Source organism: Bacillus sp. J41TS8, from assembly GCF_018333035.1.
GTDB classification, from domain to species: Bacteria; Bacillota; Bacilli; order Bacillales; family Bacillaceae; genus Bacillus; species Bacillus paralicheniformis.
Genome location: NZ_BORF01000005.1, coordinates 26247 through 51281, shown reverse-complemented (window position 1 = coordinate 51281; position 25035 = coordinate 26247). Strand labels below are relative to the sequence as shown.

Annotated in this window: 24 protein-coding genes, 1 pseudogene and 1 other annotated feature; of the genes and pseudogenes, 8 read left to right on the top strand and 17 right to left on the bottom strand. The window is 45.7% G+C overall.

The window, feature by feature from the left end; translation table 11 throughout:
* Positions 1–6 precede the first annotated feature (6 nt).
* Entirely contained in the window at positions 7–660 is a 654-nt protein-coding gene (locus tag KI350_RS08825) for a lytic transglycosylase domain-containing protein (RefSeq protein ID WP_020450947.1), read from the top strand.
* Positions 661–730: 70 nt separating this feature from the next.
* On the opposite strand, the gene KI350_RS08820 is transcribed toward KI350_RS08825, so the two are convergent.
* The gene (locus KI350_RS08820; protein WP_155273793.1) at positions 731–898 is read right to left on the bottom strand and encodes a hypothetical protein; all 168 of its coding nucleotides are present in this window, start codon (positions 896–898) and stop codon (positions 731–733) included.
* Positions 899–1144: 246 nt separating this feature from the next.
* On the opposite strand from KI350_RS08820, the gene KI350_RS08815 reads away from it, so the two are divergent.
* The 3 genes from KI350_RS08815 (at position 1145) to KI350_RS22990 (ending at position 3021) form a co-directional block, all read left to right on the top strand.
* Positions 1145–1543, top strand: coding sequence for a globin domain-containing protein (locus tag KI350_RS08815; RefSeq protein WP_003180652.1), 399 nt, complete (start codon positions 1145–1147; stop codon positions 1541–1543).
* Positions 1540–2442, top strand: a complete 903-nt coding sequence (gene spxH, locus KI350_RS08810; RefSeq protein WP_025811635.1) for a protease adaptor protein SpxH — start codon at positions 1540–1542, stop codon at positions 2440–2442. The genes KI350_RS08815 and spxH overlap by 4 nt, the downstream gene beginning before the upstream one ends.
* Positions 2443–2853: 411 nt before the next feature.
* Complete coding sequence (locus KI350_RS22990) at positions 2854–3021, top strand: hypothetical protein (RefSeq protein ID WP_023856663.1); 168 nt, start codon at positions 2854–2856, stop codon at positions 3019–3021.
* Positions 3022–3078: 57 nt separating this feature from the next.
* Here KI350_RS22990 and pepF read toward each other — a convergent pair whose 3' ends face one another.
* On the bottom strand, positions 3079–4908 hold the full coding sequence (gene pepF, locus KI350_RS08805) for an oligoendopeptidase F (RefSeq protein ID WP_023856662.1): 1830 nt from the start codon (positions 4906–4908) through the stop codon (positions 3079–3081).
* Positions 4909–5120: 212 nt separating this feature from the next.
* Complete coding sequence (locus KI350_RS08800) at positions 5121–6269, bottom strand: competence protein CoiA family protein (protein WP_025811636.1); 1149 nt, start codon at positions 6267–6269, stop codon at positions 5121–5123.
* Between the two features lie 170 nt (positions 6270–6439).
* Between KI350_RS08800 and KI350_RS08795 the strand changes: the two genes are divergently transcribed.
* Positions 6440–7984 (top strand): ATP-binding protein, encoded by a 1545-nt coding sequence (locus tag KI350_RS08795; RefSeq protein ID WP_025811637.1) that lies wholly within the window; start codon positions 6440–6442, stop codon positions 7982–7984.
* A 22-nt stretch (positions 7985–8006) separates the two neighbouring features.
* Positions 8007–8726, top strand: coding sequence for a response regulator (locus KI350_RS08790; RefSeq protein ID WP_020450941.1), 720 nt, complete (start codon positions 8007–8009; stop codon positions 8724–8726).
* 19 nt (positions 8727–8745) lie between these two features.
* Here KI350_RS08790 and KI350_RS08785 read toward each other — a convergent pair whose 3' ends face one another.
* The 6 genes and pseudogenes from KI350_RS08785 to KI350_RS08760 all read right to left on the bottom strand — a co-directional run bounded on the left by KI350_RS08785 (position 8746) and on the right by KI350_RS08760 (position 14357).
* Complete coding sequence (locus KI350_RS08785; RefSeq protein WP_003180636.1) at positions 8746–10251, bottom strand: tripartite tricarboxylate transporter permease; 1506 nt, start codon at positions 10249–10251, stop codon at positions 8746–8748.
* Positions 10252–10273: 22 nt separating this feature from the next.
* On the bottom strand, positions 10274–10729 hold the full coding sequence (locus KI350_RS08780) for a tripartite tricarboxylate transporter TctB family protein (protein ID WP_025811638.1): 456 nt from the start codon (positions 10727–10729) through the stop codon (positions 10274–10276).
* Between the two features lie 102 nt (positions 10730–10831).
* Positions 10832–11848 (bottom strand): tripartite tricarboxylate transporter substrate binding protein, encoded by a 1017-nt coding sequence (locus tag KI350_RS08775; protein WP_223254839.1) that lies wholly within the window; start codon positions 11846–11848, stop codon positions 10832–10834.
* A 221-nt stretch (positions 11849–12069) separates the two neighbouring features.
* Complete coding sequence (locus KI350_RS08770; protein ID WP_095290031.1) at positions 12070–13374, bottom strand: family 8 glycosyl hydrolase; 1305 nt, start codon at positions 13372–13374, stop codon at positions 12070–12072.
* A gap of 237 nt (positions 13375–13611) precedes the next feature.
* A complete protein-coding gene (gene mecA, locus KI350_RS08765) occupies positions 13612–14250 on the bottom strand; it encodes an adaptor protein MecA (protein ID WP_106070972.1) in 639 nt (212 codons plus the stop codon).
* Positions 14232–14357, bottom strand: a pseudogene (locus tag KI350_RS08760) (hypothetical protein). Before KI350_RS08760 ends, mecA begins: the two are co-directional and overlap by 19 nt.
* 178 nt (positions 14358–14535) lie before the next feature.
* Between KI350_RS08760 and KI350_RS08755 the strand changes: the two are divergent.
* Positions 14536–15198 carry a TerC family protein gene (locus KI350_RS08755; protein WP_020450936.1) on the top strand — a complete coding sequence of 221 codons (663 nt, stop codon included), beginning with the start codon at positions 14536–14538 and terminating at the stop codon, positions 15196–15198.
* A 30-nt stretch (positions 15199–15228) separates the two neighbouring features.
* On the opposite strand, the gene spxA is transcribed toward KI350_RS08755, so the two are convergent.
* The 7 genes from spxA to KI350_RS08720 all read right to left on the bottom strand — a co-directional run bounded on the left by spxA (position 15229) and on the right by KI350_RS08720 (position 22194).
* The gene (gene spxA, locus KI350_RS08750; protein ID WP_003180621.1) at positions 15229–15624 is read right to left on the bottom strand and encodes a transcriptional regulator SpxA; all 396 of its coding nucleotides are present in this window, start codon (positions 15622–15624) and stop codon (positions 15229–15231) included.
* Between the two features lie 177 nt (positions 15625–15801).
* Positions 15802–16380: a GNAT family N-acetyltransferase gene (locus KI350_RS08745; RefSeq protein ID WP_003180619.1), complete on the bottom strand. Its 579-nt coding sequence runs from the start codon at positions 16378–16380 to the stop codon at positions 15802–15804.
* Positions 16381–16609: 229 nt separating this feature from the next.
* The gene (locus KI350_RS08740) at positions 16610–17533 is read right to left on the bottom strand and encodes an ABC transporter ATP-binding protein (RefSeq protein WP_026579902.1); all 924 of its coding nucleotides are present in this window, start codon (positions 17531–17533) and stop codon (positions 16610–16612) included.
* Position 17534: 1 nt separating this feature from the next.
* Positions 17535–18602, bottom strand: coding sequence for an ABC transporter ATP-binding protein (locus tag KI350_RS08735; RefSeq protein ID WP_020450934.1), 1068 nt, complete (start codon positions 18600–18602; stop codon positions 17535–17537).
* A gap of 13 nt (positions 18603–18615) precedes the next feature.
* Positions 18616–19533 (bottom strand): ABC transporter permease, encoded by a 918-nt coding sequence (locus KI350_RS08730; protein ID WP_106070971.1) that lies wholly within the window; start codon positions 19531–19533, stop codon positions 18616–18618.
* Positions 19534–19537: 4 nt separating this feature from the next.
* The gene (locus KI350_RS08725; RefSeq protein ID WP_020450932.1) at positions 19538–20473 is read right to left on the bottom strand and encodes an ABC transporter permease; all 936 of its coding nucleotides are present in this window, start codon (positions 20471–20473) and stop codon (positions 19538–19540) included.
* A gap of 95 nt (positions 20474–20568) precedes the next feature.
* On the bottom strand, positions 20569–22194 hold the full coding sequence (locus tag KI350_RS08720; RefSeq protein ID WP_106070970.1) for a peptide ABC transporter substrate-binding protein: 1626 nt from the start codon (positions 22192–22194) through the stop codon (positions 20569–20571).
* Between the two features lie 461 nt (positions 22195–22655).
* Positions 22656–22877, top strand: a binding site (T-box leader).
* 52 nt (positions 22878–22929) lie between these two features.
* Here KI350_RS08720 and trpS point away from each other — a divergent pair.
* Positions 22930–23922: a tryptophan--tRNA ligase gene (trpS, locus tag KI350_RS08715; RefSeq protein WP_011197767.1), complete on the top strand. Its 993-nt coding sequence runs from the start codon at positions 22930–22932 to the stop codon at positions 23920–23922.
* Between the two features lie 244 nt (positions 23923–24166).
* On the opposite strand, the gene KI350_RS08710 is transcribed toward trpS, so the two are convergent.
* On the bottom strand, positions 24167–24919 hold the full coding sequence (locus KI350_RS08710; protein ID WP_003180605.1) for a YjbA family protein: 753 nt from the start codon (positions 24917–24919) through the stop codon (positions 24167–24169).
* Between the last annotated feature and the right edge of the window lie 116 nt (positions 24920–25035).

Sequence of the window (25035 nt, the reverse complement as noted above, 5' to 3'; positions counted from 1 at the left end):
AAAACAATGAACGTCAACCATTTGGCCGCCCTCTTGGAACTCCAGGCGATACGGTCGTTTTATCCGGCTTCAGACAGCGGTCCCGAAGATGCTGGTTTTGATTTCAGCTCGATTTTAAACCAATATTTAAGCAATGTCGGCGGTTTGGAGTCTTCACAGCCCGCGGTTGTTCCGGCCGTGTCGACAGGGTCTCAGCTCCAGGCGCCGCTGACAGCCGAAAAGCCTGCGGCAATTGCGGCCGTCCCATCTGCCGCAGCGAAACCCGTCTCTTTCGGCGGCCAAAATCAGAGCATTGACCAGATCATCAAAAACGCCGCAGAAAAATACGGAGTCGATGAGAAGCTGATTCATGCCGTCGTCAAGCAGGAATCGCGCTACCAGGAAAAAGCGGTCAGCCCGGCCGGCGCCATGGGCCTGATGCAGCTCATGCCGTCAACGGCGAAAGCGCTTGGCGTGAATAACGCTTTTGACCCCGTACAAAATATAGAAGGCGGAACAAAATACTTAAAGCAGATGCTCGATAAATACAGCGGGAATGTGAACCTCGCATTAGCGGCCTACAATGCCGGACCGGGAAATGTCCAAAAATACGGAGGCATTCCCCCTTTTAAAGAAACGCAAAATTATGTAAAAAGAATCACCTCAAATTACTATGCTTAAGCCGGAAAGGACGCTTTCCGGCTCAGATTGTTGACAAAATCCCAAAACGACTTTTAGTTTTGGGATTTTGTCATCCTTTCAGCGTGATTGAAAACCCTTGCAGTCTAGGAAGGCCGAGCATCGGAGCGGAGCGAATGTTGGAATTCGTGAGCACCGACGCGCAGGCCTGACAACGAATGCGAGGGTTTGTCGACACGCTGAGCCGGAAAGGATGCTTTCCGGCTTTTTTTGTCCGCATTTACTTCCTCTTTGATCCTCCCGGTATTAAAAATACACATTTAAGAAGCGAATATGATATGATATTTGAAACAAAATCAGCGATTTTCGCCCGCAGGCAGAAGTCGGTTTGTTTGTAGAAATGGAACGAGGTTGCTAAAATAAGTATATACAATCGTGAAATAATAAATGATGCACAAGATAAATATTTTTTTGCGATAGGAATCGGTATATTTTCCTATTAGCCATATTAAAAGGAGTAGTCAACATGGGACAATCGTTTAACGCACCTTATGAAGCGATTGGAGAAGAGCTTCTATCGCAACTTGTTGATACTTTTTATGAGCGTGTAAAGCGGCATCCGCTGCTCTACCCGATTTTTCCGGACGACTTAACGGAAACGGCAAGAAAACAGAAGCAATTTTTAACGCAATATTTAGGCGGTCCGCCGCTTTATACAGAAGAACACGGACACCCGATGCTGAGGGCGCGGCACCTGCCGTTTCCAATCACACCGGAACGGGCGGACGCATGGCTTTCGTGTATGAAAGAGGCAATGGATCATGTCGGTTTAAAGGGCGAAATAAGGGAATTTCTTTTTGAAAGGCTGACATTGACAGCCAGACATATGGTAAATCAGCCTAAAATGGAGGATGGTTCACATTGACACTAAATCAGCGTGACCAATTTTTCTCCCATTGCCATGGACATCCGCAAAAACCGATGGAAATTTATATGTTTGTCGACCCTTTGTCTCCCGAATGCTGGGCTTTGGAGCCGGCGATCAAAAAGTTGAAAATCCGCTACGGCCGTTTTTTCACACTAAGGATCATCGCCGCATGCAGCATCACAGCGCTGAACGTTCAGAAACGTAAAAAGCACCGCCTCGCAGAGGCATGGGAAAAGATCGCATGCAGATCAGGCATGTCTTGTGACGGGACGCTCCTGCATGACAAAGTGCTCTCCGCACCATACCTCGCTTCACTCGCTTTAAAAGCGGCGGAACTGCAAGGCAGAAAAGCAGGGCTGCAGTTTTTGAGATGCATGCAGGAAAGCCTGTTTCTCAATCGGCAGGATATCACCGAAGAACAGGTGCTGCTGGCGATCGCAGAGCATACACAGCTCGATCTGGAGGAATTTAAAAGGGATCTTCATTCGCAGAGCGCCGTGAAAGCCCTGCAATGCGATTTGAAAATCGCTGCCGAAATGGAAGTGGCATCTGTCCCGACTCTTACGTTTTTTAACAGTCTCCGCGAAGGAGAAGGCTTAAAAGTAACCGGAAATTATTCATACGAGATTTACGAAGAAGTATTGTTTGAGATGCTCGGCGATGAGCCGAAGCCTTCACAAACACCTCCGCTCGAACTTTTTATCGAATACTTTCAATTTGTAGCCGACAAAGAAATTGCCGTCGTTTACGACTGGACGCTGGAAGAGGTGGAACGGGAAATGAAAAAGCTCGCGTTCGCCCGCAAAGTCGAAAGAGTGGAAGCGAAACACGGCATGTTCTGGCGCTATATAAACGGACATCATGATGCCGGACCGCTTTATCAATGCGAAAAATAGCACGGGTTTCTCCCGTGTTTTTTTTCGCGCCAAAACGAACTTATGTTCCTTTTTGAAGCAGTAAGAAACCGCGCCGGGATAAGCGCGGTTTCTAATTATGTCTTAACGACAACAAAGGGGATGGGAGAAATTTTTCACGGTCAAACAAAGGGGTAAATGTTTGTTTGTGATCAATTTCACATCTTTATAATATCAAATCATGTCGAGTTTTGACAACTGATTTCATTAGTTTTCACATTTTTGTCACAAAAACATAAAAAATAGATGTCCATCATATGATCAAAGTAATAAAGAAAACGAGCCCGCCGCACGTTGCCATACCGCGATTTATGCGAACTGGCGCCCGGTTTTGCTGCCTTTTTGCGCCTCGTCTCCCCCTGTGAAATTTTATCAGTCCTTAGGAGGGTTTTTATGCTTCAGATCATTTTAGGACTTGCATCAATATTATTTTTTTTCGTCTTGAATATTTTAGGTTTGATGAATATGTTTCCCCTTTATATTACGTCCCCTCTCTTATTTATATCAATCCTTTTTACGCTCAGCCGCCTCAACCACCGCAAAACATTTAAAGGTTTTTGACCTCATCGCGAACAAGGCTGCCGGTATGACCGGCAGCCTCTTCTATATACTCGCCTATTATGAATGATTGACTTTTTGCAAAAGTTCTTCCATTTCGTTCAGCTGCTCTTCAAACTTTTTGCACGCAGCTTCGATCGGCTCCGAAGATGTCATATCAACACCGGCTTTTTTCAGCACTTCAATCGGATAATCCGAGCTACCCGCTTTCAAGAACTCAATATAGCGGTCAACAGCCGATTTGCCTTCTTTTAAAATCTGCTGACTGAGTGCCTGAGCTGCACTGAAGCCTGTCGCATACTGATACACATAATAATTGTAATAGAAATGCGGTATTCTTGACCACTCAAGACCGATTTCCTTATCAATCTCAATATTGTCACCGAAATATTTCTTATTCAAATCATAGTAGATGCTCGTTAACAGCTCAGGTGTCAGCGGTTCCCCTTCCTGGGCTTTGCTATGGATCTCATGTTCAAATTCGGCAAACATCGTTTGTCTGAAAACCGTTCCTTTGAAGCCTTCAAGCATATGATTCAAAATGTAGAGCCGCTGTTTTTCATCGTCGATTGTATTCAGCAAGTATTCTCCCAAAAGTGCTTCATTCGTCGTAGAAGCTACTTCGGCTACGAAAATGCTGTAGTTTCCGTACGGGTAAGGCTGATATTTTCTCGTATAGTAGCTGTGCACGGAATGGCCGAATTCATGGACGAGCGTAAACAAATTATTGACGTTGTCCTGCCAGTTCATCAAAATATACGGATTGGTTCCGTAAGTTCCTGAAGAATAAGCGCCGCTGCGTTTTCCTTTGTTTTCATACACATCGACCCAGCGGTTGTTCAAGCCTTCTTTCAGAATGGATGAATATTCTTCCCCTAAAGGCGTCAAACCTTTTAGCATATAGTCCTTTGCCTGCTCGTAGGTAACTTTCATTCCAGAGTCCTTTACCAGCGGAGTATACAGGTCATACATGTGTACCTCATCAAGCTCAAGCACTTTTTTTCTAAGCTCAACATAGCGGTGAAGAAGCGGGAGATGCTTGTTGATCGTGCTGACAAGATTGTCATAGACTTCTTCAGGAATGCTGTTTCGCGACAAAGCAGCTTCCCGCGCCGATTTATAATGTTTAACCTTCGCATAAAAGTTGTCTTTTTTCACAGCTCCGCTGAGCGTGGAAGCGAGCGTGTTTTTAAAGCGGCCGTATGTTTCGTAAACCGCCTTGAATGCCGCGCGGCGGACATCGCGGTTCTCGCTTTCCAAAAAGGTGACATAATTGCCGTGTGTGAGCTGTACCTTTTCTCCATTTTCATCGGTGATCTCCGGAAATTCCATATCAGCGTTATTCAGCATGCCGAACGTGTTGGAAGAAGATGAAAGAACATCAGACGCTTCGGCCAAAATTCCTTCCTCCTCCTCGCTCAGTACGTGAGGACGCTCTTTATTGATTTCTTCGAGAGCATGCGAGTAAAGCTTTAACTCCTCTTTTTCCAGCAGGAACTGCTGAAGCTTTTCTTCCTGAATCGATAGTATTTCCGGCACCATGTAGGCCGTTGCGCTCGCTGCCTGGGTATAGAGGTTGGCCGCTTTATCATTGAGACCTTGGTAAAAAGAATTTCCAGTATCCTGATCATAGCGCATGTGAGCGTAAGTATACAGCTTCCCGAGACGCTCCATCACCTTATCCTGATAAGTCAGCGCTTCATATAGATCATCGGCGGAATGGCCGAGCCTGCCCTTGAATTCGGAAAGCTTGGGCAGCAGTTCTTTAACGGCTTGAAATTCCTCGCTCCAAGCATCATCTGACGGGAAGATATCCTCAAGTCTCCACGTGTCTTCTTGCTTCACCTCTTCTCTTGAAGGCAGTTTCTTCGATTTTTTTTCTTCAGCCACTGTCAATCCCCTCGCTTTCTTTACTCCAAGTCCATTGTTGTCCAATAAACTTGTATTGTGTTTATCTTCTGTTTTTTCACCGTCTTTTGTCAAATCATATGCGAAAAAAAAGACGCAAAATCCCGCCGTTAAAAAATAAAATACATATCTTTTGATCTGAAACAGTCCGGACACCACCTTCCTTTCTTTAGGTTGAACGAAAGGCTTGATAATCATTCGGAAAAATAATGTTCATCCCTTTTTAACAGCGCCTCCAGCCGCGGCTCCGGAGCAACAGGACCCGCGGAATAATAAAATTCCTCTTTCCTCTCTAAAAATCCTTTTTTATGCAAAAAACAAATGTATTCACAAACGGCATCAGCAGCCGTTTGCTGCCCGCTCCATCTCAGCTTCAGCCTTTTACCCTTGACGAGCCAGTCCATATAATGAACCGCAGACTGCAGGCGAAACGTATCATGCTTCGTTATAAATAAGAAAAGGTGCCCTTGCCACACATAAACCGGGTGGGCAAAAATATAGCCTGACGGCACCGGGAGAAAGACTTCTGAGGGGAAAAACGGGAGCGGGAGCCGGAACTTTTCATAAAAGAGCGCGGCTATCTGCTTCGCTTCTTTTGATAAAAAACGCACGGTCGACATTCGAAAGCTGCGGATGTTTTCTTTCCAACCTTTAAGCTGGAGAGGCGAACAGTTTTCCCATGCGGTTAAATCATGCCAGCCTGCTTCAGCAAGTGGGAGAAAACGCAAGGATGCGGATGTTTTGTTTGTTTGAAAGGGAATCAAGTGTTCGAGGATGATGAAAGCCTTTTGTTCGGGGCAAAAAAACAGGAGCTTAGGAGGCTTATCCCTTTTCTGAGCGAACTGCCAGTGAAACCCTGAAAGCTGAAAAAAACTCCTCGCCAAGCGTCTTACCCGGTTACCGCCCAGAATCCACAACGGCGCGATTCCCAGTTTGAGAAAGCCGTCCGTTCTTTTTCGGTACGCTGCCGCATCTAGATTCGCACATTGAAATTCAACCGCAACCTGGCGGGTCTCGTGTTCCAGAAGCAAATCGGGCCTTTGTCTGATCTCTTGCAAATACGGTTCAAGCACCGGGCGGAAGCCTTGTCTGCCGAGCCATTCGTACAACAGCCGTTTTCCTTTCAGGTGATAGGAGCTCTCCGGTTCATGAGGCACCGGACATGCTGCACCCGGCTTATGAGCGAAGTGTGGGAGCTTGACGGCACCGACTTTCAGGTCGAGTTCACACCGGCAAACCGGACAGTAAAATAAATGTCGTTTTCTCAATCGCTTGAGATCTTCGGTTTTGTATCCGTCGGCAAGACAGATGATCTCTTCTTGATCGATCATTGCACTGAACATATTGTCTCTCTCCTTCCTGTTTGATCAAGTATTCAACATGCGCGGAAGCTTTCCTTTTTTTGAAAACGCTTCAAATTCAGGCTGATTTTATATAAAGTAGTATTATAGAACTCGAAATTTTTAGAAAAGGAGTTTTTGACATCAAACGGAAGCTGACCACCAAGCTTACATTGCTGATTCTCACCCTGCTATTCATCTTGCTTTCTGTTATGAGCGGCCTCTATTTAATCATTTTAGAAAATTCGTTAAAAACACAAATTCAAGCCAGAGCGCTCGATATGGCGAAAACGCTCGCCCAGATGCCTTCCGTCCAGGAAGCCTTTGAAACGGACGATCCGTCCCGAATCCTTCAGCCAATTGCAGAAAACGCGAGAAAGCAGTCCGGTGCGCAATACATTGTGATCGGCTCGGCGGATGCGATTCGCTATGCTCATCCGGACCCGGGAAAAATCGGCAAACCGATGGTCGGCGGAGACAATCAGCGCGCTCTTGAAAAAGGGGAAGCATATATTTCGGAAGCCGTCGGCACGCTTGGCCCAGCCATCAGGGGCAAAGCCCCGATCCTTAATGAAAACGGCAAAATCGTCGGAATCATCTCAGTCGGTTTTTTAAAAGAAAATATTCAGGATATCGTCTCTCAATATCAGACAAAATTAATATTTTTATTAGGATTTGTCGTGCTGATGGGGGTTTTGGGAGCCGTCTATATTTCCCGCAATGTCAAAAAGTCCATTTTCGGTCTTGAACCTTATGAAATTAATCAATTATATACTGAAAAACAGGCGATTACAGAATCTGTGCACGAGGCCTTGATCGCCATCAACAAACATGAAGAAATCACGCTCTTGAATAGAAAAGCGTGTGAGCTCCTTCGCGTCGAAAGCGAAGATCAGTGGCTCGGCAAACCGATTTCCGAGCTTCTTCCAGATACGCTGCTCCCCGAAGTGATGAAAACGAAAACGGCGCAAAAAGATCAGGAATTAACGATCGGAAATGAAGAATTAATCGTCAACAGAGTGCCGATTTTCGAAAACGAAAAAATCCGCGGGGCCGTTGCAAGCTTCAGGAGAAAGACGGACATTGACGAACTCTCCAAAAAGCTGGCGCAAACTTCGCAATACGCGGAAGGTCTGAGAGCCCAGACCCACGAATATTCAAACAAGCTGAACACAATCGCGGGACTGATCCAGCTGGAAAGCTATTCTGAAGCGCTCGAATTGATCCAAAAAGAGAACAAAAGCCATCAGGAAATGCTGCGATTTCTCATCCATTCGATTCCTGATCCGCTTCTTTCCGGGTTGCTGCTGGGAAAGGTCAACCGTGCAAAAGAGCTGCACATCAACCTGGAAATCGATGAAAGCTCAAAATTGGACGCTTTGCCGGACGAAATGGACAAAGGCAAATTCATTACGATTTTAGGAAATTTGATTGAGAATGCTTTTGACGCCGTTTCCCACAAAAAAGACCGCAGCATCCTTGTCTTCTTGTCAGACGGGGGAGATCACATCTTAATTGAAGTCGAAGACTCGGGAGACGGTATTCCCGAGGGGGAACAGGAGCGGATCTTTCAAAAGTTTTATTCGACAAAAGCGGCTAATCACCGCGGTCTCGGCCTCTTTTTAGTCAAAGAAGCCGTCAATGCGTTAAACGGACAAATCAAAGCGGATAAAAGCGACCTTGGCGGAGCATTGTTTACTGTCGTGATACCAAAATAGAGAAACGCTGGGGGACTGACCTATGAAAGCATTACAAGTGTTTATCGTGGAGGATGACATCAGGAACGCTGACATACATCAAAAACTGATCAGCAAAATTGAAGGATTTTCTGTTATTGGAATCGCAGAAAATTTTCAAGATGCAAAGGATTTGCTTCCGGACGTGAAGCCCGACCTTGTCCTGCTCGACATTTTTCTGCCGGACGGCTCAGGCATGGAGCTTCTCTGGCTGATCAGACAAAAGCTCAGACATACAGACGTCATGATGATTACGGCGGCGAAAGAAGTTGAGTATGTCGAACAGGCGATTCGCGCGGGAGCCGTCGATTATTTGATCAAGCCGATTATGTTTTCCAGGCTGAAAGAAACGCTGTTAAACTATCGGTCCTACCGGCTCAAGGTAAATGAAATGTCTTCAATCGATCAGACAGACGTTGACAGCTTGATGGCAAAAAGGCGAAGCATCATGAAAGAAAAACAAACCGCTGAAGCCGATTATCCGAAAGGAATCGACGGCCTGACGCTGAAAAAAGTAGCCGGCGTTTTAAACAAAAGCGAAAACAGCGATGGCATCACCGCCGAAAACCTCGGGCGCACCATCGGTGTCAGCCGGACGACCGCAAGGCGCTATTTAGAATTTTTAGCTGCGGAAAAGCATGTAAAAACAGAACTTTTCTATGGAACCGTCGGACGTCCCGAACGCCGCTACAAGCCTGTGAAAAATGAAAGTCCGGAAACGTAGCGTTCCGGACATCAAAAGCTCAGCCTTCCAAATCGATCGACTTTTTATTTTTGTTCTTCATTGCCCGGGAAATCGGCGGTACGATGAGCGACAAAAGAGCCGTAATCAATAAACCGATTGTGACGGGACTTTCAAAAAACACGGACAGGCTTCCTGATGACAGCGTCATCGCTTGTCTAAACGATTCTTCCATCAAACTTCCGAGAATAAAAGCTAAAATAAACGGAGCCGCCGGAAAAGACAGCACTCTCATAAAATACCCGAGGATTCCGAAGAACACCAGAATATAAAGATGTACGACATTAAATGTCACAGCATAGACGCCGATCAGGCAGAAAACAAATATGAGCGAAATTAAAAGCTGCTTCGGAATCAGAAGAATTTTTGACAAGAAAGGAATTAACGGCAAATTTAAAATCAGCAGAAATAAATTGCCGATATACATGCTTGCGATCACGCCCCAGAACACGTCGGGATGATCCGTCAGCATGAGCGGTCCCGGCTGAACGCCGACGACCAAAAGGGCGCCGAGCAGGACGGCCGTTGTTCCTGATCCGGGAATCCCGAGTGTCAGAAGGGGTACGAATGCGCCGCTCGTTGCCGCATTGTTCGAAGTCTCAGGTGCTGCGACCCCTTTGATATTTCCCTTGCCAAACGTTTCAGGATGTTTTGAGATTCTCTTCTCTGTAATATAAGAAATAAATGATGCAATTGTCGCCCCTGCACCGGGCAGGATGCCGAGCAAAAATCCGATGACCGAATGCCTTGCGATCGGTCCCGAAATCTCTTTCATTTCGCTTTTCGTCACCTTCAGGCTGCCGACCTGAGACGCTCCTTCCGTCATCGGCTTGTTCCGCGTCTTGATCAAGAACGCAACTTCAGCAAGTGCAAACAAACCGAGAGCCACGATCAGAAAATCGATGCCTTCCAGAAGGCTTGCCGCACCGAATGTAAACCGTTCGGTCCCCGTCTGCGGATCAATCCCGATGGTAGCGGTCATAAAGCCCAATGTCGCAGAAATCAGCGCCTTGACTGTCGATCCTTCGGAAAGGCTTGAAATTGCCACCAAGCCGAGCATCATCAATGCAAAATATTCTGTCGGTCCAAATGTCACCGCAATGTTTGCCATTGTCGGTGCGACGAGCATCAGCGCAACTACGGTGATCGTTCCGCCTGCAAAGGAGCAAATTGCAGCGATGGCAAGGGCTTTTCCCGCTTTCCCCTGCTTTGCCATCGGATAGCCGTCAAACGATGTTGCGACAGTGCCCGCTACTCCGGGGGCATTTAACAGAATCGATGACGTCGAACCGCCAAAGACCGCTCCGTAATAGACACCCGCCATCAAAATTAACGCGGAGGCCGGGTCCATTCCGTAACTTAACGGGATCATAATGGCAATCGCAGTGATCGGCCCAAGCCCGGGCAGCATCCCGATAACCGTCCCGATCAGCACCCCGATAAAAGCGAACATGATATTCTGCGGAGTCAGCGCCACCTGAAATCCGTATAATATACTATCTAACATGCACTTTCCTCCTTATGTTCGATTAAAAAGGCATAACCCCCTGCGGAAGCATGATGTTGAGCACATAGTTGAATGAAAAATAAATTGTGCCGCTGAAAATCAGTGAAACGAGCGCAGCCGTTGTCCAATTTCGATATCCCAACACCGCGGGCAAAACGATCAGCAGCATTACCGTAGAAAGCAAAAATCCGATGAATTCCAAAATCGAAATGTAGATCAACAGAGAAGCAACACAGAGCATCATGACCTTGACGTCTTTTTTCTTCAGCTGAAACAGCTTTTTCACCGTTGTATCTTTTTGATCTTTTTCAAAAAACAGAAATACACCCAAAATGAGAAGCAATATGCCTAAACTTTTCGGCAGCACGTCCGCATCGATCACCGCGTACGGATAGCTGTCTAAATTAAAGCTGAACGCCAGGTAAATGGCTGCCACAGCCAAAATGATGACAGAAACGGCCCGGTTTGTGATTCTCATGGTTTACACCAGCCTTTCTCGATTTCAGCTTGCCGGTCGCCGGCTGTGCCGGGCAAAGCTTTTAAGTCGCTTTCCCATACCGGCAACCGCGCGGAGACCATTTTATTTGCCACCTAATCCGATATCATCAAGGAGCGCTTCCATTTCTTTATATTGAGCGTCAAGATAGTCTTTGAATTCTTGATGGCCCATAAACTTATCCGTCCATCCATAGCTGTCCCGAATCGATTTCCAGCTGTCTTTTTCCATCATCTCTTTGATTTTTTCTTCATAATATTTTACGGCGGACTCGCTCATTCCCGGAGGTCCCATAAATCCTCTCCAGACCGTAAATTCATCATCGATTCCCTGCTCTTTTAAGGTCGGAAAATCTTTGACCGTATCTCCTTTCATGCGTTCGGGAGCGGTGATGGCCAGCACTCTGACTTTTCCGGCGCGCGCCTGTTCGGCCGCTTCACCGACACCCGTCGAGTAGACGTCGGCTTTTTTACCGAGCAGCATGCTCATCCCGGCGCCGTCTTGCGCCGTAATGTATTTCAGCTCTTTCGCATCAACGCCAGCCTTTTGAACAGCGCTGACAAATTGCATGTGGTCCATGCTTCCCGGAGAAGACGTCCCTACAATAGAGGCTTTTTTCGGATCTTTTTTCAGCGCATCCACAAGATCTGTCATCGACTGATAAGGCGAATCTTTATGAACGACAAACGCTCCGTAGTCGGCAATCACGCTTGCGATCGGCGTAAAATCATTGTGACCGTACTGGGATTGTCCGTTTAAAGGCACGAACAAAATCGGCGGAGATGTAACAAACAACGTATGGTTATCACCTTTTTTGCGGTGGACATACGACCATCCCGACGCTCCCCCGCCGCCCGGTTTATTGACGACAGCCATCTTTTCAATCAATTTTTCTTCACCTAAAATTTTCGAGATCGTTCTGGCCGTTGTATCCCATCCCCCGCCGGCTCCGGCAGGCGCAACGACCTCAATTGCTTTCGAAGGTTTAAAGTCTTTTTCGTTCGCGGCTTTATTTGAAGCCGTGTTTCCGCCGCATCCTCCCAAAATCAGCGCAAACACAAGCAAAATTGTAAAGCCGTAACATCTACCCCTCTTTGTCATGTTGTGCTCCCCCTTCATTGTAATCGCTTTCATTATAGCTTCCCCGACTTTTCGTGCACAGTTTAACTGCATAATATTCTTTTTGTTCATAAAGTTCACAAAAATCTTCCTCAAATAGAGATGTAATTTTTGTTAAAGGATAATTACGGGATCAACTTCTGACCAATTAAAAACCCCTCTCCGCAGAGAAGGGTCAGTCTTTCAATTTGATATTACATTTTTTAAGGAAGGTACATCGCAAATTTGCCGTTTGCCACAAGGCTGTTCAGCATGTAAAGACATGATCCGTAATAATCTTCTGGAATATATGTGCTGTTAAACGCATTGGCAAATCCCGTCCTTAATGATGCATCGCTTGCTGCAGTCGCGCCGCCCGCATTGGCGGCGATCAGGCCAACCGGGCTTCCTTTTTTGACGGCCGTCCCATTCAGCGTATATTCATGGGCCGTTCTCCCGTAGTTTTCCCGTTTCATAAACGTCAAGAACTTGTTAACCGCTTTTTGCTCGCTGGCGCGATATGCGTTATCTGCCGAGGACCAAAGTGTATGATCCATAGCGATATGAGACACCGTCCGCCAAGCATCATAGCTGAAATTTCGGTCTGTTTCCGTTGAGGAATGAGCCGCATCGCTTACGCCGTCAAAGCCGGCTTCATCGGGAAACAGCCCTGTGGCCGCATTGGTGACGGTTGATCCGTTATTTAACACGCTTTTAAACGTTGTTTCTGACAAGTATGTTCGAGATTTGTTTGCTGCATCTTTCCAAAAATACTGCTGGCTGCTTCTGGCGCTTTTAGCGAACAACTCGAAAAAAGCAGGAACGTGGTAGGATGGGTCCGTCCAATTGACATAAGGGCCGAATCGAACCATCGCATAGCGCTGATCCTTGCTGTTTTTAATAAACACTCGCGATTCCTTACCTGTGTTGGCGTATTCTCCATCACCGGCCAAAGCGTCAAGCATGTCTTGAGCCCGCTCTTTGTAATCGTACGGGTATTTTTTATCTCCCCAGCGGCCAGATGCCATCATGAGCGCTGCCGCAAACCAGACCTCGCCGTCAGATGCAACATTCTGATCAATGGTTTGCACGTCTGAGCCGTTCGTTTTCATATGCCAGCTATGGTAGCCGTACAAACTGTCGCTTCTGTCGGAATGGCGCATATATTTACGGACGAAATCCCACAGCTTTTGGAACTTATACTCATCATTCATTTGCAGCGTAATCATCATCCCGTAACTCATACCCTCTGTTTTGACGCTGTAGTAGCCATTTCCCAGGTTATCGTCCGTCGTCGAAGCGATGTAAGCTGAACCGTCCTTCATATAATGAAACAGCGATCCGCCTTTACCATCGCCTTTTGTATCAAAGTATTTTTTATAGGCCTGATTCAAATTGTTTTTACCCGTTGTTCCGAGAATATCCGGAGTCTTGGAATGTACGGCTGCCATGGCTGTTTGAGAATAAGCGGCACAAAAACATGTTAAACCAATAAAGACAGCCATGATCCATTTTAAACTTTTTCGCATCAAATCAATCTCACCTTTCAAAATTTGTCATAACACCAATCCATCTTAATCAATGAAACTGGAAGTGTATAGATCAGATTGACCCTATTCGGTTTGGGCCGAAATGATCGTTTTCTTTTGAAAGTGGTGAGCCGTTTGAAAGATGTAGAACGGGAGGAGGGAAGTTGTGGAGAATTGAAGCTCTTTGTTATATTTGTTCCAGAAAGTTAAAGCCGGCTTCAAAAGAAACCGGCTTTTTTATGCGAAGTGCTTTTTTATTGTATGAAGAGCATGATCCGCTGCAATCAGTGTTCCATACTCTTTCAGCATATGAATCGTCGTCTTTGATTCTGAGGCATACTCCAGCAGAATGCTCAGCTGGTTTTCCACCTCTTCATCGGGCAGTTCACTGAAATCCACGAATAAATAATAGCGGTTCTCGTGAGAGTACAATGTCGTTTTGCAGCCGCTGATAGACATTTTTGACAGTGAGATTAAATCCTCAAAATCGTCAAACTTTAAAACAAACTGCAGTTTCTGCTCTTCTGCCTGCTCTTCTTTTTGAAAGTCGTCAAGCAAAGCATCAAGGCTTTCTTCTGCTACATGCTGTTTTTTATCTTCAGGAATCGGCAGTTCCAGCTTTTGTCCGTCTTTGGACAGCTGAGCTCTTGTCACAATGATTTCCAATCCCTTATCAAGGGCCTGCACTTGAATCCAAAGGGGGCCTTCAACGGCAAACTCTTCTTCTTCGTGCACTTCGTCCATCATTTCCCAAAAAAGCTCTTCACTGCGTTCTCGATTGTACCAAATTTCTTCTCTGTCAAACCCGCGGTCTTCGATATCACCGTAGGAAATATAAAACTTAACCGTATGTTCGTTTATTCTTTCGATTTCCATTTGCCAACCTTCCCTTCTTTGTAAGATGTTGAAGGGATAACTAAGCTCCCAATTAATTGTACTTTACTACACTTTACCCATTACGTCCACTTCTTAACCTTATCCATAATCAATCTTTATTTTCTATTTTATGATAAAAAAGGCGGAAAAGAAATAAAAACGCCTCCAAAGCCAAGCTAACATATTTTCCGGCCTGCTTCATATATTAGTTGTACAAGCAGCAGCTGTAGAAGCGGGTGCCTTTTAGGCAAGTCCCGATGCAAAGGCAAAGCGAGGTGCCAGTTGATGGAACACGATGTACTGATGTCGTTCCTTGTGATCATCGGAATCGATCTCATACTTGGCGGCGACAACGCTGTTGTGATTGCAATGGCAAGCCGTCATTTGCCTCCACGGCAAAGACAAAAAGCGATCATCATCGGCACATTGATCGCCATCATGATGAGAATCGCGCTAACAATGGCAGCAGTGTACCTGCTCGCGGTTCCTTATCTGCAATTTATCGGAGGAATCTTCCTGTTGTACTTAGGATATCAGCTTTTGATTGAGAAAAAAGATGCCCAGCATGTCAAAGGCGGGACATCTTTATTTAAGGCGATCCGTATCATCGTGATTGCCGATTTGTTCATGTCGCTCGATAATGTGATTGCGGTCGCTGGAGCTTCTCACGGACGCCTGATGCTAGTCGTTGTCGGCTTGATGGTCTCCGTCCCGGTCATCATTTGGGGCAGCAGGCTGATTCAAGCGGCCCTTGCAAAGTTTCCGCTCTTCATATACGCGGGAAGCGGACTGCTCGCTTATACCGGCGGCGAAATGATCGTCAGGGAGCAGGAGTTGTCTTCCTTTATGGCGCAGCATAGCACCCTCGAAATGCTGCTGCCCGTCCTGACGGTGATTTTTGTGATTCTAGCCAGTATTTATTATGAACAGACGAGTGAAAAGCATTAAAAAAAGAAGGCTGAAAAATTCAGCCTTCTTTTAGTTTGCGAGACGCTGCGCTTCACGAAGCTGGAATGTGCGCACTTTGCGCGGCAGGAAGCGGCGGATTTCGTCTTCGTTGTATCCAACCTGCAGGCGCTTTTCGTCAATGATGATCGGACGGCGCAAAAGGCCCGGATGTTCATTGATGAGCTGGTACAGCTCTTGAAGCGGCATTGTTTCAAGGTTGACGTTCAGTTTTTGGAACACTTTGGAACGGGTTGAAATAATTTCGTCTGTTCCGTCCTCCGTCATTCGTAAAATCTCTTTTATTTCATCAATTGATAAAGGCTCTGAAAAAATATTTCTTTCCGTATACGGAATATCATGTTCTTCTAACCATGCGCGCGCCTTTCTGCAAGACGTGCAGCTTGGGGATGTATATAATGTAACCATATTGCTTCACTCCTTAAAAAGTAGAATGAAATTAGCGTATTCTTAAATTGAAATAAATCTAAAAAAGTAATCTTTATTGAGTATTATACTATAAAAAAGTAAGTGTGAACAGTCTGTAACAGAAATTTTTTGACAATCCAGCGACTTTTGCTTTTTTATGCCATCTGTTATTCTCATTTAGCTCAATTCATCGAAAATGTTTTTTTGTTTATGATCGTCAACAATCGTAAGGACGTCATCCACATCTTCATAAGATTCTCCATACCACTTCTCATCTTTGTATGTATGGATTTTTTCGTACGTTTCTTTCATCGCGTCAAATACTTCTTTCTCTGTGTTTGATTTTGGAGACCAATACAAAATCTCCATTTTGTTCACTTTGCCGGTTGCGAGTGACCGGCGACGGTAACCAATCGACTCAGCGTGTTTAAAGTTTTCCTTTTGATAAAATTTAAGACGTTTCGCCGTATCGGCATCATCTTCATCCACGGGCTCGACTTCGAGGAGGATCGGTTTGTTTTTCTTTTTCAGCTTCTCAATCAGCTTGGAACCAAGCCCCTGTCCTCGCGCGTCTTTAGAAACGAATAAATAGTCGATGAAAATAAAAGAGTCGAATTCGGCGTACATCAACACATGATGACGGCCTTCTTCTTTATGGTAAATATCGTTTTGTTCCTTTAACAATGCTTCCATGTGCTCTTTTGATTTCATTTCTTCAATTGGGAAATACTCGCTAAGCTTCTCATACCAGTTCATTGATTTGCTCCTTATGGATGTTCTAATTTCACACTTTAGATATACCCGCTTTCTTTTTAGTTTAAACAAAATCTTTTTAGAAAGGAGCTTCAGTGAAGCTGAGCATGTTACCTACATATACTAAGACGGTTGTCTCCCGCGAAGGTTTCAAATTTTTTCTCGAAAAATTGCCGGCGGTTGTTCGGCATAAAAAAAAGACAGCCTTGTGACGGCTGTCTTCCTGCTTCGTTTATTTGGATTGATAGGCTTTAAATTCTTCCTCTGTACACATGACGAAATGGCCGGGCTTTACTTCGCGAAGCTCCATCTGTTCGTCGCCTTTCAGCTGGTGGACGCTTGGATCATACGTCTTCCGCACGCGCGTGCGCTCATAATCCGGATCAGGGAGCGGAATGGCGGAAAGCAATGATTGTGTATACGGATGAAGCGGATTTTCATACAGTTCATCCGCCGGCGCCAATTCAACAAGCTTCCCAAAATACATGACGCCGATCCTGTCGCTGATATATTTGACCATCGACAGATCGTGAGCGATGAAAAGGTATGTAAGCCCTCTTTCCTTTTGCAAATCCTTCATTAAATTGACGACTTGCGCCTGAATGGACACGTCCAGAGCGGAGATCGGTTCATCGGCAATGATGAATTCCGGCTCGACCGCAAGCGCCCTTGCGATTCCGATCCGCTGGCGCTGTCCGCCGGAAAATTCGTGCGGATAGCGGTTCGCGTGCTCTTTATTTAAGCCGACGAGTTTGAGGAGTTCATGAACGCGCTCAAGCCGCTCTTTTTTCGTTTTGGCCAAACCGTGGATGTCAATTCCTTCTGCGATGATGTCGGCAACCGTCATCCGCGGGTTCAAGGAAGCATATGGGTCCTGAAAAATCATCTGCATCTTCCGGTTGAATTCAAGAAGGTCCTTGGCAGACTTTTTGTCGTGGACATTCTTTCCCTTAAACAAGACTTCTCCGGAAGTCGCTTGATACAAACGAATGATCGAACGGCCGGTCGTCGACTTTCCGCAGCCGGATTCACCGACAAGACCGAGCGTTTCTCCTTTGTAAATGTCAAAAGAGATTCCGTCAACAGCTTTCACAATCCCTTTCGGCGTTGAAAAGTGCTGTTTTAAATTCTTGATTTCGAGCAGTTTTTCTGCCACATCATTCACCTTCTTTCACTTCAACCGGTTTTTCATACTGATTTTTAAACTCCTTCATCTTGCTTTTGACAGCCGCCGGCGGCTCAACTTTTGGAGCGTCCGGGTGCAAAAGCCATGACTTCACATAGTGTGTATCAGATATTTTAAACATCGGCGGTTCTTGTTCAAAATCGATTTTCATTGCGTAAGGGCTTCTTAATGCAAAAGCATCGCCCTTCGGCGGATTGGTCAAATCAGGCGGAGACCCCGGTATCGCCATTAATTCTTCATCACCGTCGTTGTCAAGGCTCGGCATTGATGCCAACAGCCCCCATGTATACGGATGCTTCGGGTTGTAGAAAATCTCGTCGACCGTACCGATCTCCACAATTTGTCCCGCGTACATGACGGCGACTCTGTCTGCGACATTCGCGACAACGCCGAGATCGTGCGTAATAAAAATGATGGATGTCTCGATCTTTTTCTGCAATTCTTTCATCAGCTCTAAAATCTGCGCCTGAATCGTCACATCAAGAGCTGTCGTCGGTTCGTCCGCGATTAAAAGCTTTGGATTGGCCGCAAGCGCCATCGCGATGACGACGCGCTGCCGCATCCCGCCGCTGAATTCGTGCGGATACTGGTTGACGCGGCGTTCAGGCATCGGAATTCCGACCAGGCTGAGAAGCTCTACCGCCCGCTTATTGGCCTCTTCTTTTGAGATCTTTTCATGCTTAAACAGCACTTCTGTGATTTGACGGCCGACTTTCATCGTCGGGTTCAAAGAAGTCATCGGATCCTGAAAGATCATGCCGATCTCTTTTCCCCTGATTGACTGCATTTGTTTTTCCGTTTTCGGAACCAGATCTTGTCCGTCAAATAAAATTTGTCCGTTTTTAAAATAGCCCGGCGGCATCGGAATCAGTTTCATAATCGCCTGCGAAGTGACGCTTTTGCCTGATCCGGATTCTCCGACGATCGCAAGCGTCTCTCCTTTGTCAACATGAAAGTTGACGCCGCGGATCGCCTGTACTTCTCCGGCGTATGTTTTAAAAGAAATGGCTAAATCTTTCACTTCAAGTAAGTGTTTCATCTTTCTCACTCCTTTATTTACGCAGCTTCGGATCTAAAGCGTCGCGCAGTCCGTCGCCGATAACGTTGAATGCAAACATGGTCAGACAGATAAAAGTAGCCGGGAAGAACAGGCGCCATGGGTAATATTCCAGTCCCTGCACACCGTCTGTAGCCATCGTTCCCCAGCTTGCAAGCGGCTGTGGAACCCCGAGGCCGAGGTAGCTTAAAAACGCTTCATAGAAAATAGCCGTAGGCACGGTTAATGTCATGGTGACCAAGATCGGGCTCATGATGTTGGGCAGCAAGTGCTTTCTGATGATGCGCGAGTTTTTCGCTCCCAAAGTTCTTGAGGCGAGCACAAACTCCTGATTTTTGAGCTGGAGTACTTGTCCACGGACGATTCTCGCCATGTTGATCCATCCCGTAATAACCATCGCGACGATCATCGTGATCAAGCCTTTTCCCATCACTACGAGCAGCAGGATCGTCATTAATAAGGAAGGAATCGCCCATAAAACATCTGCAATTCTCATCATAATTTCGTCAGTACGTCCGCCTCTGATGCCTGATACCGCACCCCATATCACACCGATCAAAACGTCGATCAGCGCGGCAGCCAGTCCGATTGTCAGCGAGATGCGTGCGCCGACCCATGTACGAACGAATACGTCCCTTCCAAGGTCATCTGTCCCAAACCAGTGCTCGCCGCTCGGCGGCTGGTTCACATTCGTTAAATCCGTTTCTTCATATTGAAAGCTTGAGAATACCGGCGCGAAGATAGCCATCAGAGCGATCAGGATCAGAACCACCAGTCCAAACAGCGCCAGCTTGTTTTCTTTAAATCTCAAGAATACGTCTGTCCAAAATGAAAGGTTTTTCTTTGAGATCTTTTCGGCTTCGCTATGGTCAACAGCTGCAGGTTCAAACATGTCTTTTGGTATTTGCTGCATCCTATTACTCCCCTTTCTTAGCGCCAAACAGTTTAATGCGCGGATCAATTAAGCCGTATAAAAGATCGACAATCAAGACGCAAAGCAGCAAGATTGCCCCGAAGAAGACGGTAACACCCATGATCACCGTGTAGTCTCGGTTCGTAATGCTGGTGACAAAGTGCATGCCGAGTCCCGGTATACCGAATACTTTTTCGACGACAAACGTTCCTGTCAAAATGGACGCCGCCATTGGCCCCATATATGTAACAACCGGCATGATGGCATTTCGTATCGCATGCTTAAACGTAACGGCCGGTGTGCTCAAACCTTTTGCACGTGCCGTGCGGATATAGTCGCTGCTCAGCACTTCAAGCATGCTTGAACGCGTCAAACGGGCAATAAACGCCATCGGCATCGAGGCGACTGCGATGGCAGGAAGCACAGTATGTCCCCATGACTCCCATTGTGCGACAGGGAACATGCCCAGCTTCATTGCCAGCACGTATTGAAGAAGTGCAGCCATGATGAAGTTCGGAACAGAGATCCCGACAACCGCAATGATCATCGCTGTGTAGTCCTGCCACTTGTTTCGCTTCAGCGCGGCGATCACGCCGAACAATACGCCGAAAGCGAGCGCAAGGCAAATCGCTTCCAATCCAAGTGTAAAAGAAATCGGAAAACCTGAGCTGATCAAGTCGTTCACAGTTTGTCCCTTATATTTAAATGACGGCCCGAAATCCCACTTTGCTACCGATACTAAATAATCGAGATATTGTTTAAAAAGAGGCTGGTCTAAACCATAGTAGGAATTGAGACTGGCTTCAATTGCAGGGGGAAGTTTCCTCTCGCCTGAAAAGGGTCCGCCCGGTATCGCTCTCATCAGGAAGAAGGTAGCTGTGACGATAACCCAGAGAGAAATTAACATATAAACAAGACGACGGCCTAAAAATTTAATCAATTTTACACACCTCCGAATATTCAGTCTATTAACTTCTTTTCATAAATAAAAGTATATGGGGGGAAAGTCTAAGCCCCATATACTTTCATGCAATTTTATTCAAAATGCGCGGTTTTGAAATAGATCTCACCGGTACCTGTCAGAACAAAGTCTTTTAAGCTTTCATCATGAAGATACGGCATTGTGTAGAAGTAGATCGGCGCGACCGGCAGCTCATCCATGATGATGCTTTCCGCTTCTTTCATCAGCTCAATGCGTTTCGCTGAATCAGTTTCTGTTGATGATTTTTTCAACAGCTCTTTATACTTCGCGTTTTCCCAGTTCGTATCATTGTTTCCGCCTTCTTTGTCGCGGTATGTTTCAAGGAAGTTCATCCCGTCGTTAAAGTCAGCAGTCCAGCCTAAACGGCCGATTTGATAGTTTCCGGAATGGAGCTTATCGATGTATACGTTCCATTCTTCATTGCCTAATTCCACATCTACGCCCAGATCCTTGTTCCACATTTCCTGAACGGCTTGAGCGATTTTTTGGTGCGCTTCATCCGTGTTGAAGGAAAGCGTGATTTTCGGAAGGTCTGACGCTTTTTTCAAACCGAGCTCTTTCAAGCCTTTTTCCAAGTATTCTTTCGCTTTATCAACATCATGGTCTTTAAAATAGCCTTTGTTGGACTCAAAGCCGTGGACTGCCGGCGGCACTAATCCCATCGCAGGCAGCTGTTCCGCTTGCGTGATATTTTTGACGATCGCTTCGCGGTTGATCGCGTATGTCAGGGCTTTACGGATGTTGACATTGTTCAGCGGTGCTGCTTCAGTGTTGAATTTGTACAGATAAACCGCTGCGAACGGATCAATGTTCAGGCCTTCTTTTTTCAGGCTTGGAATCGCATCCGTTGAAATCTGGTCAAGCGGCTGTCCTACAAAGTCTAGCTCGCCTTTTTTGTACATGTTCAGACCAGTGTTCGGATCGTTGACCATCGCCATATTGATTTTCTTCAGCTTAACAGCGTCTTTATCCCAGTACTGGTCGTTTTTCTCCAGTACGATGTTTCCGCTGTGCTTCCATTTCGCCATTTTGAAAGGTCCGTTAGATACGTAGTTCTCATCTGCGTTTGTGTACCATTTCGCATTCTTCTCTGCTACCTTTTTATTGACTGGCATATATGTGTAGAATGCTGTCAGTTCAGTAAAATACGGTGTCGGTTTTTCAAGCTCGACTTTCAAAGTCTTATCATTAACAGCTTTAACGCCGACATCTTCAATTTTCCCTTTGCCGGTGTTCGCTGCTTCTCCGCCTTTTAAGTAGTAAAGCTGATACGCATATTGCGATTCGTTTTTAGGGTCGAGCGCCCATTTCCATGCGTATTCAAAATCCTCTGCTGTTACAGGATCTCCATTTGACCATTTCGCGTCGCGGAGCGTGAATGTGTATGTTTTTTGGTCGTCGCTGACTTCGATTTTTTCGGCTACCGCTTCAACCGGCTTTCCATCTTTACCGATTGTCGTCAATCCTTCAAAAGTCTGACGAAGCACGTTTGCAGACACCGAATCGTTTGCGAGTCCCGGATGTAGTGAAAACGGTTCTGTTTTAATGTTGACATTTAATGTGTCTTTCCCTTTGCTGTCTTTTTTACCGCCGTCACCGGAGCTTGAGCCGAAGCCGCAGGCGCTGAGGACGAGTGTGAAAATGAGCATTAAACTGATAAATGACAAACGCTTCTTCAAAGAGAAACCCCCCCAATTTCTTGTTTTTTTAGTTCCTTACTCCTGAACATTCAGATTTATCATAAAAAAGTAATAGGCCCACTTGCCATACTTTTTCCTCTGTTTCGTCTTTTCTGAATATTTGTTATGTAAGAAACCTGTAACACCGAGGTGAACAAATTCATTATAATTAATAGAATAATTTATTGCAATATTAATTTTCAATTATTTTTTTATTCAAACTATTTATGATTGTCAGGTTTTCTGCCAAATGTACAAATACACTTCTCTGTTTTAAAGCGTAACCACATTAAAAGGAAAGTTTATGTTTTACAGGTTAAAACGTTTTACACGTATAACATTAACCATTCTTTATATCGAACCAGATGCCGCCGCGCCAACTTTATTCACCCCGGTATTCGTTTTCTTTTCCCCAAGGCTGTCGACTTTCATTTAAAATTTATATATAATAAAATTATGAATAACATGCGATGAAGAAGAAGAGTACACATTTCTTCCCATTTAAAGAGAGTCCGCGGTGCTGGGAGCGGATAATGGCGAATGTGGAATGGGCTTCGGAGCAGCTGACCGAACACGGATAAGTAGGCTCAGCCGGAGAAGACTCCGTTACAAACGTCTAAAGCGATTTCATTTTGACCATAATGAAATAATCAGGGTGGCACCACGGTTCATTCGTCCCTTTTCTTTTAAGGGAAGAATGGGCCTTTTTATTTTGAAATGGAAAGAGGGATTCACATGAAAAAAACGATTTTTTCCGGTATCCAGCCGAGCGGCTCTGTCACCCTCGGCAACTATATCGGAGCGATGAAGCAGTTTGTCGACTTGCAGGATGACTACAACTGTTACTTCTGCATCGTCGATCAGCACGCGATCACAGTACCGCAGGACCGGCTCGCGCTGAGAAAGAACATCCGGAACCTTGCCGCGCTGTATTTGGCGATCGGCCTCGATCCGAAAAAAGCGACGCTGTTTATCCAATCGGAAGTGCCTGCACACGCCCAGGCGGGATGGATGCTTCAGTGTGTCGCCTACATCGGCGAGCTTGAGCGCATGACGCAGTACAAAGATAAATCAGCCGGAAAAGAAGCTGTCGTCTCCGGGCTTTTGACATATCCTCCATTAATGGCTGCGGACATTCTGCTTTATGGAACAGACGTCGTCCCTGTCGGAGAAGATCAGAAGCAGCATCTTGAATTAACCCGGAACTTGGCGGAGCGTTTCAATAAGAAATATAATGACATTTTTACGGTTCCGGAGGTTAAAATACCGAAGGTCGGCGCCCGCATTATGTCACTTGCCGACCCGCTCAAAAAGATGAGCAAATCAGATCCGAACCAAAAAGCGTTCATCACCCTGCTCGACGAACCAAAACAGCTTGAGAAAAAAATCAAAAGCGCTGTCACGGATTCCGACGGAATCGTCAAATATGATAAAGAAAACAAACCCGGTGTATCCAACCTTCTGACGATCTATTCGATTCTCGGACAAGCCTCAATCGAAGAGCTTGAAGCAAAATACGAAGGCAAAGGCTACGGCGAATTTAAATCAGACCTTGCCGAAGTCGTCATCGGCGCGCTGAAACCGATTCAAGACCGTTACCACGAATTGATCGAATCTGAAGAGCTGGACCGGATTTTGGACGAAGGCGCCGAACGCGCAAATCAAACAGCAAACAAGATGCTAAAAAAAATGGAAAACGCGATGGGACTCGGCCGAAAAAGACGCTGATCCAAAAACACCTTCCGATTGTACGATAATCGGAAGGTGTTTTTCATAGAGAACAGCCGCAGCTCCGCATTCACTTGCCTCCGGATCACGATATTTCTATAATAAATGATTCAAAACACATGTCTCCAGTCCTTCATTGACCGCTTTGTCAGAAAGACAGCTCATATTTTTTATTTTTCAATATAGAATTTTCGCTTTTACAAATAAAAAGACCGCCGTACTTCCGGCAGTCTTGATTCTTAATTTAGTTGACTTTAGACTCATTCTCAATTTCCCAAAGCTTTTCAAAAAACGGCTGTCCTTTAATCAAATTTTCACAAAAGTCCCTGTGTTTGTCTGACCATCCGTCGATCGTCTCATTGAAAAGCATGTCCCAGATTTCTTCAAATGTCATGCGCTTGATCTGTTCATACATATACGGATTCCATTCGGTGTACCAATAAGCGATCTCGGCCCGATTTTGGAGCCCTTTGAGCTGATCGAGCGCCATGAACAGCAGCTGTTTGAGCTGGCGTTCTTTTCTCGTTAATCCTCTGACATGCTCCGGTGATAAAGATAAAATGTGGTATTCTTTGGAAGATTGCAGCTTCTCTGGTGCAAACTCGTAAGTTTCCGCTTCAACGTCCTTCACCATTTCATAAACGAGCTGCTCCTGTCTCGGAATGAGGCGGCTTTTTCTTACCGGTATTGTGTAACCGGCCGTATCGACCGCGAGAATACCAATGCCGTCCGTTACGACGAAACAATGATCAAGCTGTGTCCGCTCATGATTTTTACGAATATACGCTTTTTGATGAACCTCGTTCAATAATTCGGCCGGAAGCTCTGACAAATCATTTTCTATGTAGTGAAACAAAACGGACGACACCCTTAACAAAGGCACCTGGTCAAGCAATTCAACACTGTCTTCCTTCCGCCATTCATGAAAGTGGCAGACGTTGTAGCCATTTTCTTCTCCCTCAAACCAATTCACCCACACATCATGAAGAAACAACATTTCTAACCCCTCACTTTTAATAAAAACTGTTGTCCACAGTATAGGCAAGGGGGCAGGAATTTATTCCAAGCGGATGAGATTATGGCAATCGCCGTTAAAAAAAAGCCAAGGGCGGC

Bases quoted from the DNA above. Each gene is read 5' to 3' on its own strand.
- KI350_RS08825 (WP_020450947.1), top strand. From the start codon at position 7: ATGAACGTCAACCATTTGGCCGCCCTCTTGGAACTCCAGGCGATACGG.
- KI350_RS08820 (WP_155273793.1), bottom strand. From the start codon at position 898: ATGCGGACAAAAAAAGCCGGAAAGCATCCTTTCCGGCTCAGCGTGTCG.
- KI350_RS08815 (WP_003180652.1), top strand. From the start codon at position 1,145: ATGGGACAATCGTTTAACGCACCTTATGAAGCGATTGGAGAAGAGCTT.
- KI350_RS22990 (WP_023856663.1), top strand. From the start codon at position 2,854: ATGCTTCAGATCATTTTAGGACTTGCATCAATATTATTTTTTTTCGTC.
- KI350_RS08800 (WP_025811636.1), bottom strand. From the start codon at position 6,269: ATGTTCAGTGCAATGATCGATCAAGAAGAGATCATCTGTCTTGCCGAC.
- KI350_RS08790 (WP_020450941.1), top strand. From the start codon at position 8,007: ATGAAAGCATTACAAGTGTTTATCGTGGAGGATGACATCAGGAACGCT.
- KI350_RS08785 (WP_003180636.1), bottom strand. From the start codon at position 10,251: ATGTTAGATAGTATATTATACGGATTTCAGGTGGCGCTGACTCCGCAG.
- KI350_RS08780 (WP_025811638.1), bottom strand. From the start codon at position 10,729: ATGAGAATCACAAACCGGGCCGTTTCTGTCATCATTTTGGCTGTGGCA.
- KI350_RS08775 (WP_223254839.1), bottom strand. From the start codon at position 11,848: ATGACAAAGAGGGGTAGATGTTACGGCTTTACAATTTTGCTTGTGTTT.
- KI350_RS08770 (WP_095290031.1), bottom strand. From the start codon at position 13,374: ATGCGAAAAAGTTTAAAATGGATCATGGCTGTCTTTATTGGTTTAACA.
- mecA (WP_106070972.1), bottom strand. From the start codon at position 14,250: ATGGAAATCGAAAGAATAAACGAACATACGGTTAAGTTTTATATTTCC.
- KI350_RS08755 (WP_020450936.1), top strand. From the start codon at position 14,536: ATGGAACACGATGTACTGATGTCGTTCCTTGTGATCATCGGAATCGAT.
- spxA (WP_003180621.1), bottom strand. From the start codon at position 15,624: ATGGTTACATTATATACATCCCCAAGCTGCACGTCTTGCAGAAAGGCG.
- KI350_RS08745 (WP_003180619.1), bottom strand. From the start codon at position 16,380: ATGAACTGGTATGAGAAGCTTAGCGAGTATTTCCCAATTGAAGAAATG.
- KI350_RS08735 (WP_020450934.1), bottom strand. From the start codon at position 18,602: ATGAAACACTTACTTGAAGTGAAAGATTTAGCCATTTCTTTTAAAACA.
- KI350_RS08730 (WP_106070971.1), bottom strand. From the start codon at position 19,533: ATGCAGCAAATACCAAAAGACATGTTTGAACCTGCAGCTGTTGACCAT.
- trpS (WP_011197767.1), top strand. From the start codon at position 22,930: ATGAAAAAAACGATTTTTTCCGGTATCCAGCCGAGCGGCTCTGTCACC.
- KI350_RS08710 (WP_003180605.1), bottom strand. From the start codon at position 24,919: ATGTTGTTTCTTCATGATGTGTGGGTGAATTGGTTTGAGGGAGAAGAA.